At 48.3% G+C, this 18,878-nt stretch carries 16 protein-coding genes; 9 read left to right on the forward strand and 7 right to left on the reverse strand.

Annotated features, from left to right (window positions below):
• Position 1 precedes the first annotated feature (1 nt).
• Positions 2-661 (reverse strand): hypothetical protein, encoded by a 660-nt coding sequence (locus ABWH99_RS03270; RefSeq protein ID WP_375584884.1) that lies wholly within the window; start codon positions 659-661, stop codon positions 2-4.
• Between the two features lie 153 nt (positions 662-814).
• Positions 815-3,286, reverse strand: a complete 2,472-nt coding sequence (locus ABWH99_RS03275; protein ID WP_375584885.1) for a bifunctional UDP-N-acetylmuramoyl-tripeptide:D-alanyl-D-alanine ligase/alanine racemase — start codon at positions 3,284-3,286, stop codon at positions 815-817.
• Positions 3,287-3,535: 249 nt separating this feature from the next.
• Between ABWH99_RS03275 and ABWH99_RS03280 the strand changes: the two genes are divergently transcribed.
• Complete coding sequence (locus tag ABWH99_RS03280; protein WP_375584886.1) at positions 3,536-3,844, forward strand: hypothetical protein; 309 nt, start codon at positions 3,536-3,538, stop codon at positions 3,842-3,844.
• Between the two features lie 107 nt (positions 3,845-3,951).
• A complete protein-coding gene (locus tag ABWH99_RS03285) occupies positions 3,952-4,794 on the forward strand; it encodes a sugar phosphate isomerase/epimerase family protein (RefSeq protein WP_375584887.1) in 843 nt (280 codons plus the stop codon).
• A gap of 71 nt (positions 4,795-4,865) precedes the next feature.
• On the opposite strand, the gene ABWH99_RS03290 is transcribed toward ABWH99_RS03285, so the two are convergent.
• The 4 genes from ABWH99_RS03290 to ABWH99_RS03305 form a co-directional block, all read right to left on the reverse strand.
• On the reverse strand, positions 4,866-5,432 hold the full coding sequence (locus ABWH99_RS03290) for a hypothetical protein (protein ID WP_375584888.1): 567 nt from the start codon (positions 5,430-5,432) through the stop codon (positions 4,866-4,868).
• Positions 5,433-5,842: 410 nt separating this feature from the next.
• Positions 5,843-6,214 carry a hypothetical protein gene (locus tag ABWH99_RS03295; RefSeq protein WP_375584889.1) on the reverse strand — a complete coding sequence of 124 codons (372 nt, stop codon included), beginning with the start codon at positions 6,212-6,214 and terminating at the stop codon, positions 5,843-5,845.
• 72 nt (positions 6,215-6,286) lie between these two features.
• Positions 6,287-8,470: a S9 family peptidase gene (locus ABWH99_RS03300; protein WP_375584890.1), complete on the reverse strand. Its 2,184-nt coding sequence runs from the start codon at positions 8,468-8,470 to the stop codon at positions 6,287-6,289.
• A 130-nt stretch (positions 8,471-8,600) separates the two neighbouring features.
• Positions 8,601-9,836: a PHP domain-containing protein gene (locus ABWH99_RS03305; RefSeq protein ID WP_375584891.1), complete on the reverse strand. Its 1,236-nt coding sequence runs from the start codon at positions 9,834-9,836 to the stop codon at positions 8,601-8,603.
• A 175-nt stretch (positions 9,837-10,011) separates the two neighbouring features.
• On the opposite strand from ABWH99_RS03305, the gene ABWH99_RS03310 reads away from it, so the two are divergent.
• The 4 genes from ABWH99_RS03310 to ABWH99_RS03325 all read left to right on the forward strand — a co-directional run bounded on the left by ABWH99_RS03310 (position 10,012) and on the right by ABWH99_RS03325 (position 14,699).
• Positions 10,012-10,428, forward strand: coding sequence for a PA2169 family four-helix-bundle protein (locus ABWH99_RS03310; protein WP_375584892.1), 417 nt, complete (start codon positions 10,012-10,014; stop codon positions 10,426-10,428).
• A 124-nt stretch (positions 10,429-10,552) separates the two neighbouring features.
• The gene (locus tag ABWH99_RS03315) at positions 10,553-11,890 is read left to right on the forward strand and encodes a M16 family metallopeptidase (protein WP_375584893.1); all 1,338 of its coding nucleotides are present in this window, start codon (positions 10,553-10,555) and stop codon (positions 11,888-11,890) included.
• 19 nt (positions 11,891-11,909) lie between these two features.
• The gene (locus tag ABWH99_RS03320) at positions 11,910-13,958 is read left to right on the forward strand and encodes a M16 family metallopeptidase (RefSeq protein ID WP_375584894.1); all 2,049 of its coding nucleotides are present in this window, start codon (positions 11,910-11,912) and stop codon (positions 13,956-13,958) included.
• Positions 13,959-13,982: 24 nt separating this feature from the next.
• Positions 13,983-14,699, forward strand: a complete 717-nt coding sequence (locus ABWH99_RS03325) for a peptidase, M16 family protein (RefSeq protein WP_375584895.1) — start codon at positions 13,983-13,985, stop codon at positions 14,697-14,699.
• Positions 14,700-14,791: 92 nt separating this feature from the next.
• On the opposite strand, the gene ABWH99_RS03330 is transcribed toward ABWH99_RS03325, so the two are convergent.
• Positions 14,792-16,435 (reverse strand): M61 family peptidase, encoded by a 1,644-nt coding sequence (locus tag ABWH99_RS03330; protein WP_375584896.1) that lies wholly within the window; start codon positions 16,433-16,435, stop codon positions 14,792-14,794.
• Positions 16,436-16,552: 117 nt separating this feature from the next.
• On the opposite strand from ABWH99_RS03330, the gene rpmH reads away from it, so the two are divergent.
• From rpmH to ABWH99_RS03345, 3 genes are all read left to right on the forward strand, one after another.
• Positions 16,553-16,711 carry a 50S ribosomal protein L34 gene (rpmH, locus tag ABWH99_RS03335; protein WP_092170336.1) on the forward strand — a complete coding sequence of 53 codons (159 nt, stop codon included), beginning with the start codon at positions 16,553-16,555 and terminating at the stop codon, positions 16,709-16,711.
• 185 nt (positions 16,712-16,896) lie between these two features.
• On the forward strand, positions 16,897-17,133 hold the full coding sequence (locus ABWH99_RS03340) for a ribonuclease P protein component (RefSeq protein ID WP_375584897.1): 237 nt from the start codon (positions 16,897-16,899) through the stop codon (positions 17,131-17,133).
• The gene (locus tag ABWH99_RS03345; protein WP_375584898.1) at positions 17,126-18,793 is read left to right on the forward strand and encodes a S41 family peptidase; all 1,668 of its coding nucleotides are present in this window, start codon (positions 17,126-17,128) and stop codon (positions 18,791-18,793) included. Before ABWH99_RS03340 ends, ABWH99_RS03345 begins: the two co-directional genes overlap by 8 nt.
• The last annotated feature ends 85 nt before the right edge of the window (positions 18,794-18,878 follow it).

Raw genomic sequence — 18,878 nt, forward strand, 5'->3', positions numbered from 1 at the left:
GTTAATCTACTGTCATGGTACTCACCTGAATTCGTGCAATGGACCAGCTCTCGTCACATACGGGGTCGGGTGCGTTTTCTTGTTTCAGTTCATCCCCGCATACGAGTTCCAGTTCGTTCCCTGTATGACGGATTATTTTTGTTATCCGGTACCTGCTGGTCCATCCGGGAGTGGTGCTGTATTGACAGCGACCGGGCAGATCGGTAGCTAGGGCGCCGGTTTTGGGCTCATGGAAGCGAGGGTAGGAATCCGGATAGGATTGGTACAGGCAGTACGTGGATTCGCAGGGGCTGTTTGAAAAAGTAGTACGCAGCACCTGAGTGCCATCCAGGTGCATGTACCAGAAATCGGGCCCGCCAATGTTGTCCGGATTTCCGTCCCAGCTGTCGTGCAGCAACAGATCGATCGTGACCTTTAGCGCATTGTGCGAAGGTAGGTCCGGCAGCCTTAGCAGTATCTCTTCGTTATGAAAATACCCCAGGACCGTATCTCCATTGAAATCATAGAGCCTGCCTTTTTCAAAATAGACCAAATCGGAGGTACCAAAATCGTTGTCATACACCAGAACCTCGTCCAGCAAGCTGTCCTCGCAGGAAATGAGGGAAAAAAGAAGCAAAACCCAAAGAAAGGTCAATTTTTTAGCCGTAAAGGTTACTTCCATCGGGTTTTTTAACGATTTGGTTAGACTGGTGAAGCTCGAAGTCTGACCTGGATTCGACAATTCGACCAATCCGGGACGTCGTTCGAAGTAACCGACAAATAAACGAAAATATATCCAAATCCTCACGACTAATTGATCGAAACGGAAGGTAGTTCAATCCAATACATACAGGCGTTTCACCCGCCTGCCGATCCCCGTCAGCAGTTCGTAGGGGATGGTTTTGCTCCAGGCCGCGAGTTGTTGCAAGGAGGGGTTCTTTCCGAAAAGAATGACGGTATCTCCCTCCCGTACGTCCAAACCTGTAACATCGACCATGCACATGTCCATGCAAACGGTGCCGATAGTCCAGGCTTTTTTGCCTTTGATTTGTACATAGGCCTTTCCGTTACCAAACCGACGGTCGTATCCGTCGGCATAGCCGATGGCAAGGGTGGCAATTTCCCCGTCGGCGTACATCCGGCCCTTTCGGCCGTAACCGATCGTTTCCCCTTTTTTAAGTTTTCTAACCTGAGAAACCACCGTTTTCAGCGTTATTGCCGGCTGAAGTTTTTCCTGCTCCATTCCGTTGATTTCTACACCAAACAGGCCTATTCCAAGCCGAACCATATCCAGTGCGTATTCGGGAAAGCGGATGATTCCCGCGGAATTGAGCACATGGCGAAGCGGTCGGCCCGTTACTTTTTGCATGAGGAACTGACTCAATCGGTCAAATAATGCCAGTTGCTGCCGGCTAAATGCTTCGTGAATGGCTTCGTCGGCGGCCGCAAGATGCGAAAACAAGCCTGTAATGCGGATCTTTGGATGGTCTTGTAAAAGTGCAGCAACGGATTCCAGGTCGTTTTCCTCCAGGCCCAGCCGCCGCATACCCGTATCCAACTCCAGGTGGATGGAAAGGTCACCCGGGGTGGTAGCTGCGAGTTCTCGCAGCGTCTGGAGATCGTAGACCACTGGTTCCAATCGGTAGCGAAGTAGCAGGTCCAGGTGTCGGGCTGCCGAATTCATCACCATGATGGGTAGCTCCACACCCCTTTCCCGTAAATAGACGCCTTCATCCGGGTAGGCCACCGATAGGTAATCCGCACCTATCTGATGCAAGTGATGAGCGATTTCCGCCGACCCGCTACCATAGGCAAATGCCTTTACCATGACCATAATCTTGGTGCCCGCCGGTAGCTTTGAGCGGTAGTGGTTGAAATTGTGCCGCAGGCTGTTCAGGTTTATTTCCAGAACGGTGTCGTGTACATGGGCTTCCAGCAATCGTACCACGCGCTCAAATTCAAAGGCCCTGGCTCCCTTGACCAAGACCAGGTCTCCCTGCAGATTCAGATCTGAAAGGTGTTGGATCAGGTTGTCGGTATCCGAATAGAATTTACTGTCTACGGGAAACAATTTCCTATAGGAATCGAAGGTCTTTCCAACGCCGACAAAAAGGTCAATGCCCTGCCGGCTTACCCTGCGGGCGATTTCTTCATAGACCGCGGATTCCACTCCCACCTGAAGCATCTCAGAAAGGATCAGGACTTTTTTTCCCGCTGGTTTTCCCTGCTGACGCATAAACTCCAGGGCGATGTCCAGACCGGCGAGATCGTTGTTGTAGCTATCGTCCAGAATCCTGCACTGGTTTTTTCCCTGCTTTGCGGTAAGGCGCATGTCGACAGTGCGCAGTAGGTCCAAGCCTTTCTGCAGGGATGGCGGCGACATGCCCAATACCAACCCGGCCACGATGACATGCCGGATGTTTTCCAACGAGGCAGGATCCCGAAAAGCGGTGGTAAAGGTGTAGGTACTCAGATCGCGTCCAAGCAATAAAATCCGGCTACCCTTTTTTCCATTCGGTTTGACCGTTAACGTATAATCTGCTCCGATTTTTTCGGACCAACCAACCCGTTGGTTTGGGGGAAAGTGTTGTTCCAGGTAAGCACTGATTTTTTCTACATCTTGCCGATAGATGATTAACCTGCAGCCGGCGAACAGCCTGCATTTTTCATCGATTTTTTGGTCCAGATTTTGAAAATTTTCATCATGAGCCGTTCCAATGGAGGTGAAGATTCCCAGCGTAGGTTGAATGATACTTGCCAGTCGTTTCATTTCCCCGGGCTGTGAAATCCCTGCTTCAAGCAGGGCTATTTGGTGTCCGCTTTCTATTCCCAACGCGGACAGGGGCACCCCAATCTGGCTATTGTAGCTTTTCGGGTTCTTAAAAACCCGATAATTCTCTGAAAGAACCTGCGCAAGCCATTCCTTAACGATGGTTTTGCCATTGCTTCCGGTAATGCCCACTACTCTTCCTTTAAACGCTTGCCGGTTGGTCTGTGCCAAAGCCTGCAGCGCTTGCAACGGATCCGGACAGAACAGTAGGTTGGCTCCGAGAAGTTCGGTTTTCAGTTCCTCAGACTGGGCCTCAACCGGCAATAGAAAATTTCTGACCTGCTGCCTGTAGGCGTCTGTGGCAAAATGCCAGCCACTGTGCCGGGTTCCCCTGAGCGCGACAAATAGGGTACCGGATCCGTTTTGTATTTTTCTCGAATCGATCGAGACCCGTTGGATTTGGGCAGGGGCGGTTCCAATTACATGATTTCCCGGATGATTTTCCGAAAAAGCGTTGAAATCAATGGATTCAATCATGGACTGAGGGGTTCTATTTTTGTTCTAAACGATTCCTAAAATCCAATTTGCTTGCCGACTGTACGGAGAAATGACCGTCCGACCTTGGGAAAGGTTTCGGGACCAAACGTTGCAAGACAACGAAATTTTCAATATTTTTGAATAAACATACAAAAGTTACACAATAAATCTCTACCCTAAATCGGGCTGCACGTGGTTTTACGAAATATACTTCTGAAAAGTAATGCAAAAATTTTATTTACGGGGCTAATGTTCTGTTTTTTTGCCGTTTCAGCTGCTAAGGGGCAGACGGAAGAGAGAAGTATTCCTTCGGATATCCGAGAAAAAGAAGCCCCCTATCATCCCCAATCAGCCGAAAAGCCTGCGGAGCAATCCTCCAAACAAGCGGCTGACCGGTCGTTTTCGGGATATACGCTAGAGAAAAACGGCAGCAAAAAACCCAAGTACAAAGAATTGGGTGATGAGGGGCACTCAGGTGGAGAGACTTCCTCAGAAGAGGTGTCTACTTTATCGTTCAACATTTTCCTGTATGTACTCGACCGGTTCAAAGAGGACTAAGTTACCTTAGTTGATACATTCTCCTGGTCGACCCGTTTCGTTTTGTTTCATTTCTTTTCTATTCAGCCTGCCAGCGTTGATGTTGATCACAAGTAAAAAGCAAAACCATGAACAAGCTCCTACTACCTCTACTCGCCCTTGCTTCGCTGCTGTTGCTAGCCCCCACCCAGGCCCTTCGGGCACAGGAAATCGGCCTTCAGCTCTACAGTCTTCGTGAGCAGATGAAGACCGATGTGGAACGGTACCATCAATTGATCAATCAATGGGGCGTCCGTTTTATCGAAGGGGGAGGTACCTATGGTCTGAGTGATAAAAAATACAAGGCACTTTTAGAAAAATACCAACTTCAGATGGTAAGTATTGGCGGTGGCTATGAGGAAATGCGAGACGATCCGCAGGCCGTGATCGATCGGGCCAGGTTTTTTGGCGCCAGGTATATCGTCACCTTTTGGATTCCTCACAGCTCCGGGAGTTTTGGCGAGTCAGAGGCGAAAGAGGCCGTGGAGGTGTTCAATCGGGCTGGGAAACTGGCAAAAGACGCTGGACTCACTTTTTGTTACCATCCCCATGGATACGAGTTTACTCCCTACCAAGGAGGGACCCTGTTTGACTACATGATGGAAAATGCCGAACACTTCGACTTTCAAATGGACGTTTTTTGGGTGAAAATGGGTGGAGCAGACCCTTTGGCATTATTGAAGGCGCATCCGGATAAGTTTCCCCTGCTGCACCTGAAAGATCGCAAACCGGGGACTCCGGGTAGCAGCGATGGGACCGGAGATAAGCAGTCCAATGTGGTGTTGGGTGAGGGAGACATAGACGTGGAGGGGATCATCCGGCATGCCAAAATTGCCGGGACCGATTTTCTACTCATTGAAGACGAGTCTTCCCGGTCGGTGGCCCAGATTCCCCAATCGATCTATTTTATTCAGTCGATTTTGGCAGAATAATCTGACAAACGTAGAAAGAAAAAGGGCCGGACTGTACGAGCAGCCCGGCGTGGTTTATTGGCGTTGGGCGGTTAATCCAGGTAGAGGTAGGTGGCGCGCCCATCGGCATCGTGTACGCACAGGTATATTTCCTCTACTTTCATGAATTTCATGTGGTACTTTTTCGAGAACCCGCCGGTTTCATCGATGGTATCGGTAGCGATTCGCTTGTGGTTTTGGTCATAGATAGTGACCCTGGTGCCGGGTTTTTCCACCCCTAAAACCTTTAGAGAAAACGTTTTTTCGTCCAACACCCTAGCATATGCCATCGGACGTTTTGGTGTGGGTTTTTTACTCGCTACGGCATAGCGTACGGACTCCTCACTAGATGTGACGTGCACCTTGTAGTTTCCTTCGGGAACCTCACTTAGATTATAGGGAATTGTTAACGGGCAATCCACCCGGTAATGGTCTTTTGCGATCAGCGTTCCTTCGGGGTCGTAAATCGAAACGGTCAGGGGGCCTACCGCAGCGGCCAATCGAAGTGTAAATCGCTGCCCCTCATTGTTTATGGACGTAATCTCCGTCAAACTTTTTTCTGAGGCCATACTTCCGACGACGATTCCGAATGTAAGTAGGAGTGTTGCTAAGGTTTTCATGACTGTGTACATTTAATGGATGTTCTGTTTTCCTACCTTTCTACCAATGCCATACCATCAATCCTGAACAGAGCCATGCAGGATCTGCAAATAAAGTTTTACCGCTGAAATGAAACCTTTTTGACCGACCATTTGCCCAGCAAAGTGTATCCCTAGCGTACAGTTGATACAGGATGTGTCTGAAATTGAGACGGATTTTGGAAAAGAAAGGGAAAACAAGGAAGCTAACGCTCAGAAAAAAAGTGAGATTTTTTCTATAGAAAAAGTATTAAATAAACTGATTATCAAAAGTATGTCTTGAATTTTTCGTCCGTTATCGAACAGGTTCCGAATGGAATCGAACACCATTTGATAAAAAGCGGTGTCCCGGTGCCAGCGTTGCGTGTATGGGAGCAGCCATTTTGCTCCCGTTAATTCCGCAGGGGTTTTCGCTTGCGTTTGTAACCACCCTTTTTTCTCTTGCTGCTCGTGTAAAAATTGTAAAGGAAATTCAGCGCAATCAGGGTCAGGGTGAGGGGGATAAAAAATGAAGGAAGCATGTTTTTGATTCCCAATAAAATAAATAATGCCGCTATGACGCCAACTTTTAGGGAGGTATAGCTTTCCGGAAAACTGCCACCTACCAGAATCAGGCTGCTAATCTCGGTCACAATCAATAGCAGGATCATCCAGGTAAAAAGGGTATGGGTAGGCACGCTGCTTCCAATGAAATACCAGGCAAGGAGCCCGATTACGGCGATCAGACTGAGGGTTTGCAGGGAGCTATGGATCGTTTGTTTCATGCCTTCCTATTTTATAGGGAATATAGCATTATTTCTCTGAAAACAAAAAACACCACGGGTTAGGTACCGTTACTATAGGTTATTTTTTACGTAGTCCGTCATCATCCGGTACAGGTGCCAGGTAGTGTTGCCGCCATAAATGCCGTGGTTGCGATTGGGGTAATAAAATGTATCTACTTGTTTGTCTGCAGAAATGAGTGCCTGGAGCAATTCCACGGAGTTTTGAAAATGGACATTGTCATCGCCGGTTCCATGGATGAGAAGGAAGTTTCCACGAAGCTTATTTACATGGGTGATTGGACTATAATTATCGTATCCGGCCGGGTTAAGTTGCGGGGTTTGCAGGTACCGTTCGGTATAAATGGTGTCGTAATACCTCCAACTGCTCACCGGAGCGACTGCAATGGCCGTTTTAAAGACATCATGACCGATCATGAGTGCCAACGAAGACATGTAGCCCCCATACGACCAACCCCAGATACCGATGCGTTCGCCGTCAATGTAGGGCATGGTGGCCAGGTGTGCTGCTGCCGCGAGTTGATCCTGAATTTCCAGCTTACCTAATTGACCATAGGTACTGTGTTTAAACGCCCTGCCCCGACCACCGGTGCCTCGGTTATCCACGCAGGCCACCACGTATCCCTCCGCAGCCAGGTGCTGGTGCCACCAATCGCGCATCCCGCCCCAGGAATTGACGACATTTTGGGAACCGGGTCCTCCGTACACGTAGAGCAACAGTGGGTATTTTTTGGAGGGATCAAAGTCCGCAGGTTGAATCAGGTAGCCGTTTAACTCGGTGCCGTTCGGAATGGAAAAAGAGAAGAACGTTTTCGGCCGGTAGGCATAGGTTTCCATGCGTTCCAAGAGTTCCGTGTTTCCCTCGAGTAGTTTGAGTAGCCGGCCCTCCGCATCCATGAGTCGGGTTTTCAGCGGTTCGGACACCGAACTATAGGCATCCACAAAAAACCGGTGGTCCGGACTCATGCGGATGGCATGGGTGCCCGGCTCGGGGGTAAGCAATTTTTTACCCTGCCCTTTCAGCCCGATGGAATAAAAATGCCGTTCGAGCGGAGATTTTTCGGTAGACAGGTAGTACACTTTTTTCTCGTCCAGATCCACCCCGACCAATTCGGTAACTTCCCAGTCCCCCTTGGTGATTTGCCGGGTTTGATTCCCCTCCAGGTCGTACTGGTAGATATGCTTAAACCCATCTTTTTCGGAGGTGGTGAGGAATCCATTTTCTTCGGGGAGGAACAAAAAATGGTCGTTGTAATTCAGGTCCACGTAGGTCGCAGAGGTTTCGGTTAGAATGGGTTTTGAGGCACCCGTAGTGCTGTTTGCAAAAAGAATGTCTTTTTGGTTTTGGAGCCGGTTAAGCCTGACAATGGCCAGTGTTTGGCTGTCGCTGGCCCAATACATACGGGGGAGGTATTGATCCACTTCCCGGCCTGTATCCATAGGCTGGGTGCGTCCTTGCTCCAGATCGTGTACCAGAACGCGCACATCGGCGTTTTTTTCGCCTGCTTTCGGGTATTTAAACAAGTAATTTTCCGGATACAGATCTCCCCATACTTGCATGGAAAATTCAGGCACTTCCCGTTCATCAAACCGAATAAACGCCAATTTTTTTCCATCCGGTGACCATTCAAAGGCCCTTGCCATGGAAAACTCCTCTTCGTACACCCAGTCGGCAGCGCCGTTGCGTACTGCGTTGGTTTCTCCGTCATGGGTCACTTGTACACGCTTACCGCTGCTCAATTCCTCGTAGAACAGGTTGTTTTCTTTTACATACGCCACCTTGGAATTATCGGGAGACAGTGTCGCATACATGATTTTCTCGCCGTTTTGCAGTTGCCGCAATTCCCCTGTTTTGAGGTGAAGCAGGTGGTATACAGCTTTGCTTGACCTTCTATATATGGGCTCTACCTCGGATGCCAGAAGCGCCATGCTTTCATCCGGATTAAACGCGTAGGAGTCAAAATCGACGCCCACCGTTCTCCCGTCAATCAAAGGCCTGGATTCTTCCCCGGTCTCCAGATTTATTCGGACCACCACTGGAAATCCGTCCACGTTTTTCAGGGCACTGTAATAGCGGCCGTCTTTCATCCAATTGATGCCGTTTACGGTTTTTGGACGGAAGGCCGACTCTTTAATAACGTCTTCCAGGCTTATTTTTCTCGTATTTTGCGCAAATACGGGAGAAAAGACAGGAAAAAGGAGCCAGAAAATGATCAAGGTTTTGAGTTGCTGTAACATGAATCCGAAGGTTTAGCGCAGGGATATTCCTTCCGGAACGTCCCTGCAAGGCCGTTGTCTATGGTTTACTAAAAAAGGGATATTTTTGTTTCCCGGATAATAGGGCTTGTTTGGAGAAAATATGGGACCGTTAGTTTTCTAAATCAGCGCCCATGGGACGGACGGGTTGCGTCCATGCCAGCTGGTAGGGCATGTTTTCCACCGGGTTTACCTGTGCTTCCGAAGAGGTGATTTTACAGCGGACGAACAGCAGGTCCTCTTCGACTTCGAATGTGGCGGCATTGTCCCGAACCGTTTTCAGGACACGGGTTTCCTTTTCCCCGTTTTTACAGCCAATAAACTCCAGGGTGTAGCGCACGCCTTCTTTTGGTACCGCACGAATTTCTAATTTGTTATCGGCGAAATGAACCTTTTCCAGTTCTACTCCCGTAGATGCGTAGAAATCGCCCTGTTCCAGGGCTTCTATCAGGGCTCCTGCTGCCAGTGCCTCGGCTTTCACCATCACCCAACCCCTACCGGCATTGGCCAGTTTGGCGGATTGTTCGTGGTAACTATGGCTATCGTCGGTTGCGAGCCCAAAAAGCAGGGGCTGTCCTTTTTCCAGGTAGGCGATGTTGATAAAATCCCACATTTCTTCGTATCCGATGCGCGTCGAATCCCCCAGGTTGTTTACTGCGGGATGGCCATTGTAGACTTCAAAGAACCGCTCTCCTTTAAGGCGAATCATGTCTTCCAGGGTGATAGCCCATCGGAAGTTTGGATGGTTGATGTGCACCATCATGGGTTTACCGGATTGCTTTCGCTGTTCCAGGACGGCATTGATATTATTTTGCAATACCTCTACCACGCTTCCGCCCTCCCGCGGCTGTATCAGTTGGTCCAGATTGGTCACGTTTAGGTGCAGGGGCTTGCCTTCGTATCCGGCAGAGATTTCTTCCGCAGGAAGCATTAAAAAGCGTTCCTCTTCCTCGTAAAGCGGTGCATATTCCGCAAAGGTTTTTAGCTGTACCCGCAGCGTATCGCCTTTCTCTTCGTACCTAACCCAGGAATCACCGTAATCATTCAGGTAGTTTCGAAACGCATTCCGGTACATACTGTCCTGGCGGATGGTCACCCATTTTTCACCTTCCTGAAAAATATTGTGATCGGAAAGCGCGACAAACTGATACCCGTTTTCTTTGTACCAACGCATAATGATTTCCGGAAACTCATCTCCATCACTCCAATACGAGTGGGTGTGTAGGTTTCCCTTGTACCAATTTTTGCTTTCCGGTACCGCGGCATCCTTTGCTGCACATCCGGCAACTAATAAAATAATCGATAGACCGCTTAGGGAAAGGAATGCTTTTGTAATCCTTTTTTTCATGTTTTTTGGAGCCAAATAGTTACCTGTGGTGAAGATATCGAATGTAGGGGTAAAATCAAACCCGGAAAGCAGCTTATCCGTCTCATCATAGGTAGGTCCAACGCATTTTGGTATATTTACTCTTTGTTAGTTATTTTACCTACCTATGGCAATTCAACAGAAATTAATAAACTACTTGAACCAACTACTCAAACATGCTCATGACAGTATCAAGGGATACAGAGACGCTGCCCGAAACCTAACGGAGGGTTCCTTGAAGGACTTCTTTATCGAACGTGCCAAAGAGAAGATGGTGTTTCGGGACGCGCTTGTGGAAGAAATTTACCGGTTAGAGGGCAAACCGATAGAGGCAGGAAGTTTTTTGAATCTCTTTCAACGGTCCTGGAAAAATTTTAAAACCTCGCTGGATCACGACAACGAAAAAGAAATTGCAAAATACTGTCTGGATGAAGAAAAAAAGGCTATCCACGATTTTGGTGTATTGCTTCGCAACCCCGAACTTGTATCGACCGATTTTTTTGCCGTTTTGGAGGCCCAGCACGAGAAAAACCTTGCGGCCTCAAAAGCGTTGGTAGAAAGAATCAAGGCATGAATTCGGGATTGAAGGATTGCCGCGTTGTACCGCGCCATCCGTTGTGGCAACCTTTTTCCCTGGGAAAGGTTGCGATTAGTGAAATCGTTCGTAACAACCAGAAACCATTATACTCTCTAATCCTATGAAAAAGTTTTCTACTTGGTTGGTTTGTGTTTTTCTAACGCAGACCTTGGCTATAGGCCAGACCAACATCGATTTTCGGGAATTTTCCCTGGAAAATGGCCTTCATGTAATCATGCACCGGGATAACCAAACGCCAATTGTGGTGACCTCGGTTCTCTATCACGTAGGCTCCAAAAACGAAGACCCGGAGCGTACCGGTTTTGCGCACTTTTTTGAACACCTGCTATTCGAAGGATCAGAGAATATCGATCGGGGCGAATACACGGAATTGGTAGAGAGCAACGGGGGTGCGCTGAATGCGTTTACGAGTAACGATATCACGTACTACTACGAACTGATGCCCTCCAACTACCTGGAACTGGCACTTTACCTGGAGAGTGAGCGCATGTTGCACGCGAAAATAGATGAAGTAGGACTGGAAACCCAGCGGGAGGTGGTCAAGGAGGAAAAACGACAGCGGTACGATAACCAACCCTATGGGACCATTTTACCGGAGACCCTGGCAAGAGCTTATTCCAAACACCCCTATCAATGGGCGCCTATCGGTTCCCTGGACCACTTGAACGCAGCAAGTTTGGAGGAATTCATGCAATTTTACAAGGAGTTTTATGTTCCGAACAATGCCATTCTTACCATAGCAGGAGATATTGACTACGATCAGACCGAAGAATGGGTCCGGAGGTATTTTTCAGAAATTCCCAGAGGAAAGGGAGATATCTATCGCCCGGATGTCGAAGAACCCCGCAAGCAGGAAGAAATAAGGGATGTGATCTACGACAATATTCAAATCCCTGCCATCATTCAGGCCTATAACCTGCCGCCTAAAAACCATCCGGATGCCTATGCCATGGAGATATTATCGACCTACCTGACCGGAGGAAACTCTTCCTTGATGACCAAAGAACTGGTTGATAATCAGCAAAAGGCCCTGGTTATCGCAGCCATACCTTTGGATCTGGAAGATGGGGGCATCTTTATCATGTATGGGATCACCAACATGGGGGTGGAGCCGGAAGATCTGGAGGCTGAGGTGGATCGGTTGATTCGGCAGGTTCAGGAGGAAGGCATTTCGGAAGACGATTTTCAAAAAATTCAGAATATTCTTGAAAATGACCTGGTAAGTAAAAATGCCACGGTTGAAGGCATTGCCCAAAACCTGGCAGAGGCCCGGTTGTTTTACGGGGATACCGACTACATCAATCGGGAACTGGAAAAATACCGTGAGGTCAGTCGAGCAGACATTCAACGCGTGGCCAGGGAATACCTTACCCTGGATGGAAGGGTAGTTTTGTACTACCTGCCCAAGTCTCAACAGCCCGAAGCCAATCAAGAATAATCCCTAAACGCTCAAAACCATGAAAAACGCATCGCTATTTCTTTTTGCTTTCTTTCTTTTCGGGCTTGCTGTTGCACAAGTTGACCGGTCGGTTTTGCCTGAGCCCGGACCTGCCCCTTCGATTGCCTTTGAAGAGCCGGCCACCTTTACGCTGGACAACGGGTTAAAAGTCTTTGTGGTACCCAACGATAAGTTGCCCCGCGTCGCTTTTTACCTGATTGTGGACCGCGATCCCTTGTTTGAAGGTGACAAGGCAGGATTAACGAGTTTTGTTGGGGACATGATGATGGCAGGGACAGAATCCCGATCCAAGGACGAGCTGGATGAAGCAGTGGATTTTATTGGCGCCTCGTTAAGCGCAGGGTCCACCTCGGTCTCCGCCTCTTCCTTGAAAAAGCATCAGGATAAAATTCTCGAGTTGATGACGGACGTGTTGTATCGTCCCGTATTCCCCGAAGAGGAACTTGAAAAGTTGAGAAAGCAGACCCTAACCTCCCTGGCCTCTTCCAAAGACAGTCCCGATTACCTGGCCAATGTGATATCAAACGCCGTGGTGTATGGAAAGGACCACCCTTACGGGGAGCCCATGACCGAGGAAACGGTTGAGAATGTGACTCTGGAAGACGTTCGGCAGTATTACCAGACTTTTTTTAAACCGAACATATCCTACCTGGCCATGGTGGGAGACATTGAGGAAAAGGAAGCGAGAGAAATTGCAGAATCGTATTTTTCGTCCTGGAAAAGCGGGTCGGTACCAGAATTCGATTATGCAAAACCCGCACTGCCGGGGGAAATTAAGGTAGCCCTGCATGACCGCTCTTCTGCTGTACAATCCGTCATTCAGGTTGCTTACCCGGTAGAGATGGATTTGGCCAATCCGGATTACCAGGCTACCCGCGTTCTCAATTTTATACTGGGAGAGGGGTTCAATTCCCGACTGAACGGAAACCTGCGTGAGACCAAGGGGTATACCTATGGGGCCCGATCCAGTTTTGGTTCGGATAAATTGATTGCCAGGTTTTCTGCGAATACCTCGGTGCGGAATGCAGTGACCGATTCTTCCGTGTACGAAATTTTATACGAAATCCGGAACATTGCAGAGAATGGGATCACGGAGGAGGAATTGGAAACAGCGAAAGCCAATTTGAGTGGGAGATTTGGGCGGTCGTTGGAAAACCCCAACACCATCGCAACTTTTGCCATCAATACCGCCCGCTACGGCCTCCCGGACGATTATTACAGCAACTACCTGAAGCGACTGGAAGCGCTCACGGTAGAGGAAATCAACGAAGCTGCCCGTAAATACATGAAACCCGAAAACCTTTACATCACCGTGGTAGGAGATGGCTCGGAAATTAAGGAAGGACTTGCCAGGTTTGGGGAGGTGGAATTGTATTCCAACAAAGGAGACAAGGTGCAGGAAATCAGCCTTTCGGATGCGGGGACAACGGCAGCGGATGTGCTGGACCAGTACCTGGAGGCTATCGGAGGGGAAGCAGCTGCTTCGGCCATTCAGTCCGCCAAAATAGAGATGTCTGCCGAGGTACAGGGAACACAGCTGACATTGACAGCCCTACACGATATGGAAAACCAGCGAATGGTTCAAAAGGTGCTGATGATGGGAAATGAAGCATCCAAGACCGTCCTTAAAGAGGGCGCGGCTACTGTTAGTGCCATGGGCCAATCCCAAACCCTTACAGACGAACAATACGAGGACGTTAAAATGGCCTCATTGTGGCTAATACCCGAATTGTATTACGAATCAATGGGATACACCCTGGAACTCGACGGGGCCACAGATATAGAAGGAGAAGCTGCCTATAAATTGGTGGTAAGCAATCCGACCGGGGGTAAGGTGATCAATTATTATAGCATGGACAGCGGGCTTAAGTTGAAAAGCGAGAATCAGATCTCCGGAGAAACGAGCTATGCCGATTACAAGGAATTTGAGGGCGTAAAAATACCGGTCAGCATGACGTTGAAAAGTCCGATGATCCCGGTTCCATTGAACTCCAAGGTGGAAAATATCGAATTAAATGTATCTTTGTCCGATACAGATTTCAATTGATATCAACTTATACGGACAGTTTGCATGAAAAGAGCTATTTTTCTGTTGATCGCAGTCGGATCATTCGGATTCTTGTTTGCGGGGGCGAGCGCCTACCCGGAAAAGGCGCCAACTGCTAAAAAGACGCCGAAAGAGGTGCTTGCTGCCTATGTGGCGGCTATTGGAGGTGAAGAAAAGATCAGGCAGATCAAGACCCTTGTCCTGGTAATGGAAGCAGAAGTGCAGGGGACGACCGTGGAAATGAGCACGGTTCGGGATGTGGTAAACCTGCGGTTAATGCAGCAAGTGGTGATGAATGGAAATGTGGTCCAAAAAACAGTGGTCAAAAACAACGAAGGCTACATGAGTGCCATGGGACAGGTTCAAACACTTCGTCCGGAGGAGCTCGAAACCTTAAAGACGAACATTTACGCTTTTCCAGAGTTGCATTACGAAGAGATGGGGTTTTCGATGAAGATGGGTGAAAATACGCTGATCGGTGGTGAAGAGGCCTATACCCTTCACATTACCAATAAGGAGGGGTTGGAGAGTGAAGAGTTTTTTAGTGTAAAAACGGGATTAAAATTGAAAATGATGACGGAGGTCGCCGGAGATGTAATATTCAGCGATTATCAGGAAGTAGAAGGCATTCTATTTCCCATGAAAGTCGCCATTTCCAATGCGGTATTGCCCGTGCCCATGGAAACCCGATTGATCGACGTACAGATTAACCAAAAGCTTGATGATTCATTGTTTGAGTGATTTGCCCGCATGGGAAAGCTACCAGAAAAAGGCTGTCCCGCTATCGGGGATGGCCTTTTTTTGGTGAGGGTTTTTGTTTCCTGGAAGTTGGACTAAAGGTATACAAAGGATTCGAATAGATCCGATGATCCGGTAGCCTGGATGCGGTAGCTTACGAAATACTCCTCGCTTGATTTCGGAAGTACGACTTCTTTTTTTTCTCCCCACCGTAGTAGGGAAAGGCGCAGGCCGGACTCGGTAAACTTGTACGATAGGATCGTATCCTGAAGCATCAGCTGCTGAAGTGCTGGTGACTTCGGATGGATTCGGATGATTTTTCCTTCCGGCGTAGTTTTAAACCCAAATTCGCTTTGCAGCTGATTGCCTTTTTTTATTGCCCGTACGTTTAGGCCGATGGTTGGAAGCAGGGATTCTAAAAGTGAAAACAAGTTTTTCCTGCCCCACACGTAATTCTCAAAAAACTCCTCCATTTGTCTGCGGTTTTCGCAAAGCTCGCTCAACACATCCAGGTAATCTTCCAAGCCATAGCCTACTTCGGGCTTGCCGTATTTCGTCCACATGATTTTCATGGCCTGGTGCAAGCGTTTCTTGGTTTTCAGCAGCAGCAAATCCAGCGCCAGACTGAGGAGTGCACCGTGGGTGTAGATGCTTACTTTTTTATCCGGGACTCCGGCTTTGTACCCATCAAGCCAGAGGTCGAAGCTGGAGGCGGCTATGGATTGATTTTCCCATCCCAGGGTTTCAAAGCCCCGCTCGAATAGGGTTTCCAATTTGGAAAGGTAATCTTCGGGCGATAGGTAGCCGGATTTTAGTAGGTAGAAATCGCCCATATAGGTGGTGACTCCCTCGGCGATCAATCCCTCCAAAAGGTACGCTTCCTTGGAAAAATCATAGGGCAACAGTGCCCGGGGCCGAATCCGGCAGACATTCCAAACGTGGTACAGTTCGTGGGAGCATATGCCCATCAGCCGGTCTATCCCGATCGTCTCGCCCAGGAGGCTGTCCGGTCCCAGGGTGATGACCGTAGAATACCGGTGCTCTACGCCGTGGTAATGGGGAAATGGAAGCAGCAGGAGTAGAAAATGGTAATTGACTGCCGGAAATTCACCAAAATCGTCCACTTGCTTTTGACTAAATCTCTTGAATTGGAGCAGGACTTGCTCCCAATCGAAAAAAACTTGTCCCAGCACCCAGAGGTGAAAGGTACTTCCGTCAACCTGATAACTCTGGTGTTCCAAGCGGGTTGAGGCCAAGAGAGGGCTGTCCACCAACTCCTGGTAGTCGGCCGCCCGGAACGAACGGGTGTCTATTTGCTGAAGGGCACAGGCGACAGAATAGGTTTCCGGGAGGTCTACCTGTACATCAATCGATTCGTGTTCCCTTCCAGAAACGGAAAAGGCCAGGTTGATAAAATTGACGTAAAAGATGTCGGGTGCAACCCAACTGCCTCCGGCGTCTAGCTGGGCCGCGTGAAACGAATATCGCAGGAAGTAGGTACCCGGCCGGGTGGCAGTAAACACCCACCTGTCTTTTGTGAGCTTTTTTATGCTTGCTGCACCGTCTGGCCCAACCAAGTCGAGGTTTTTGATAAATTGTGCATAATTTGCTATTTCATAGCGTCCCGGTCGCCAGGATGGCAGTTGTAGGGAAAGGACTTCCTCTTTTTCACAGCGGACTTCCAGGCAGATTTCCACTAGTTGGGAGGTAGGAATGGGCGCGCAGAGCGTATATTTCATGGAAAGTAGGAGGTTGGTGTTAAACAAAAGTAAGCCACGCATTTGTAAATAAAAAAAACCTATCTATCTTTGCAGTCCTTTAAAAATAAGAGATAGCGTAAGTTAACGATAGCAATAATGAAAAGAACATTTCAACCTTCCCGCAGGAAAAGAAGAAACAAACACGGTTTCAGAGAAAGAATGTCCACTGCCAATGGTAGAAGGGTACTCAAGGCAAGAAGAGCAAAAGGCAGACATAAATTATCCGTCTCCTCCGAAAAGACGCTGAAGAAGTAACGGTTTTTTACTATCTTTAGAAGATAGACCGGTTTGTTTTACATGAGGGATTGTACATTTTCAAAGAGGGAAAGGTTACATTCCAAAAAGTTAATCAAGGAACTTTTTGACAAAGGTCCCTCTTTTTTTTATACCCATTTAAGGTTGTTTATTTGAATCGTCCGGGCGATGCTAGGCATCAACTGTTGGTATCGGTCTCGAAAAAAAAGCTTCGACGGGCAGTGGATCGTAACTACATAAAGCGTAGGGTCAAGGAAGCTTATCGCCTGAATAAGTTTTTATTGGAGGAGCGAGAAGTACCTAAAAAACTTATCGCCTTGATTTACGTATCTCAGGAACTGATGGGGTATCACGAGATAGAACCAAAATTAAAAAAGATTCTACAGAAAATTCCGGCAGCAAAAAATCCTAGGCATGAATAACTTGAAACGAAGTAAAATCCTGTTCGTTCTTCTCCTTTTGGTAGGAGTGGTAGGCACCTTGTTTTCGTTTTACCCGAAGAACGATAAGCTTTTTAGTATTGCCAAAAACCTGGATATTTTTGCATCGTTGATCAGGGAATTGGATTCCTACTACGTTGATGAAATTGATCCGGACCAACTGGTGACGGTGGGAATTAATGCCATGCTTGCCGAATTGGATCCCTACACGGAATACATTCCGGAGGAAGATTCCGATGATTTTCGGATGATGACCACTGGGGAATACGGTGGCGTAGGAGCGGTGATTGGAAACAGGCTGGGAATCAATATGATTTTAATGCCCTACGAGGGGTTTCCAGCCCAACGCGCGGGCCTTCGGGTAGCCGACGCGCTGCTCCGGGTAGATACCGTGCAGGTGGTGGATAAAAATACCGGTGAAATTTCCTCCCTCCTGAAGGGACCAGCGAATACCGAAGTGGAAGTGGCGGTCAAACGCGGAGAGGATACCTTAACTTTTACTATTACACGAAAGAAAATAGTTATCAGCAACGTGCCTTATCACGGAATGTTGGACGAAGAGACAGGCTACATCAAACTGTCTGATTTCACCACCAATGCCTCCACAGAAATGATTGCGGCCGTGCAGCATCTCAAGGCAAACGGAGCCAGAAAACTGATTTTGGATGTACGGGACAACCCGGGTGGAATTTTAAGGGAGGCGGTAAAAATCGTCAACATATTTATTCCGAAGAGGCGGGAGGTTGTAAAAACCATCGGCAAGCTGGAAAGTGTGAATGCGACGTATGCCACCGAATTATCCCCCATTGACAAAGACATCCCGCTGGTGGTGATGCTCAACGAGAGAAGTGCCTCTGCCGCTGAGATCGTTGCGGGAGCCCTTCAGGATTACGATCGGGCAGTATTGGTTGGAAGGAAATCTTTCGGAAAAGGCCTCGTGCAGAGTACCGTGCCACTTTCCTACAATTCGCAGGTGAAGCTTACCACCGCGAAGTATTACATTCCCTCGGGTAGATGCATTCAGGCCATTGATTACAGCCTGAAGGATGAAGAGGGAAATGGCAAGTCGGTGCCTGATTCACTTCGGGTGGCCTTCAAAACCAAAAATGGCAGGCCCGTTTTTGATGGGGCAGGGATTGAGCCGGATATTGAAGTTGGTTCCCGGGGGTTTGCCCCGATTACCTACAGTTTGGTAACCCGTAGTTTAATTTTTCGGTTTGCGAATGAGTATACCTTGCGTTACGAAACCATACCGGCTGCCATGGAATTCGTGGTGAGCGAGGAATTGTACAACGAATTTGTGGAATGGCTGCAGGACAAGGAGTACGATTATACCACCCGTGTAGAAAAAACAATCGAAGACTTGGAGACGTATGCAGAGCGAGAAAAATATTTTGAGGACATTCGGGCCGAACTCGCATCACTTAAGGAGCGCGTGAGCCATAGCAAAGAGCAGGACTTGATTACCTTTAAAGAGGAAATCAAAGATGCCTTAAAAGATGAGATTGTCTCCAGGTACTACTTTCAAAAAGGTACCATTGAAGCCTCCCTTGACACGGACCCCGAATTAATGAAAGCGGTAGAAATACTGGCAGATCCGGAACACTACGCGCGGATCCTATCGCCGAAAATTCCCGAATAAACCCGAAGGAAAGTCCTGAAGATTCTTTTAACGAAACAGCGACTGGCACTCGAGTCACTGGCATTGCAGCTTGTTGGTTGTTGGT

Source organism: Cyclobacterium xiamenense (assembly GCF_042140265.1).
In the GTDB taxonomy this organism is placed as follows: domain Bacteria; phylum Bacteroidota; class Bacteroidia; order Cytophagales; family Cyclobacteriaceae; genus Cyclobacterium; species Cyclobacterium xiamenense_A.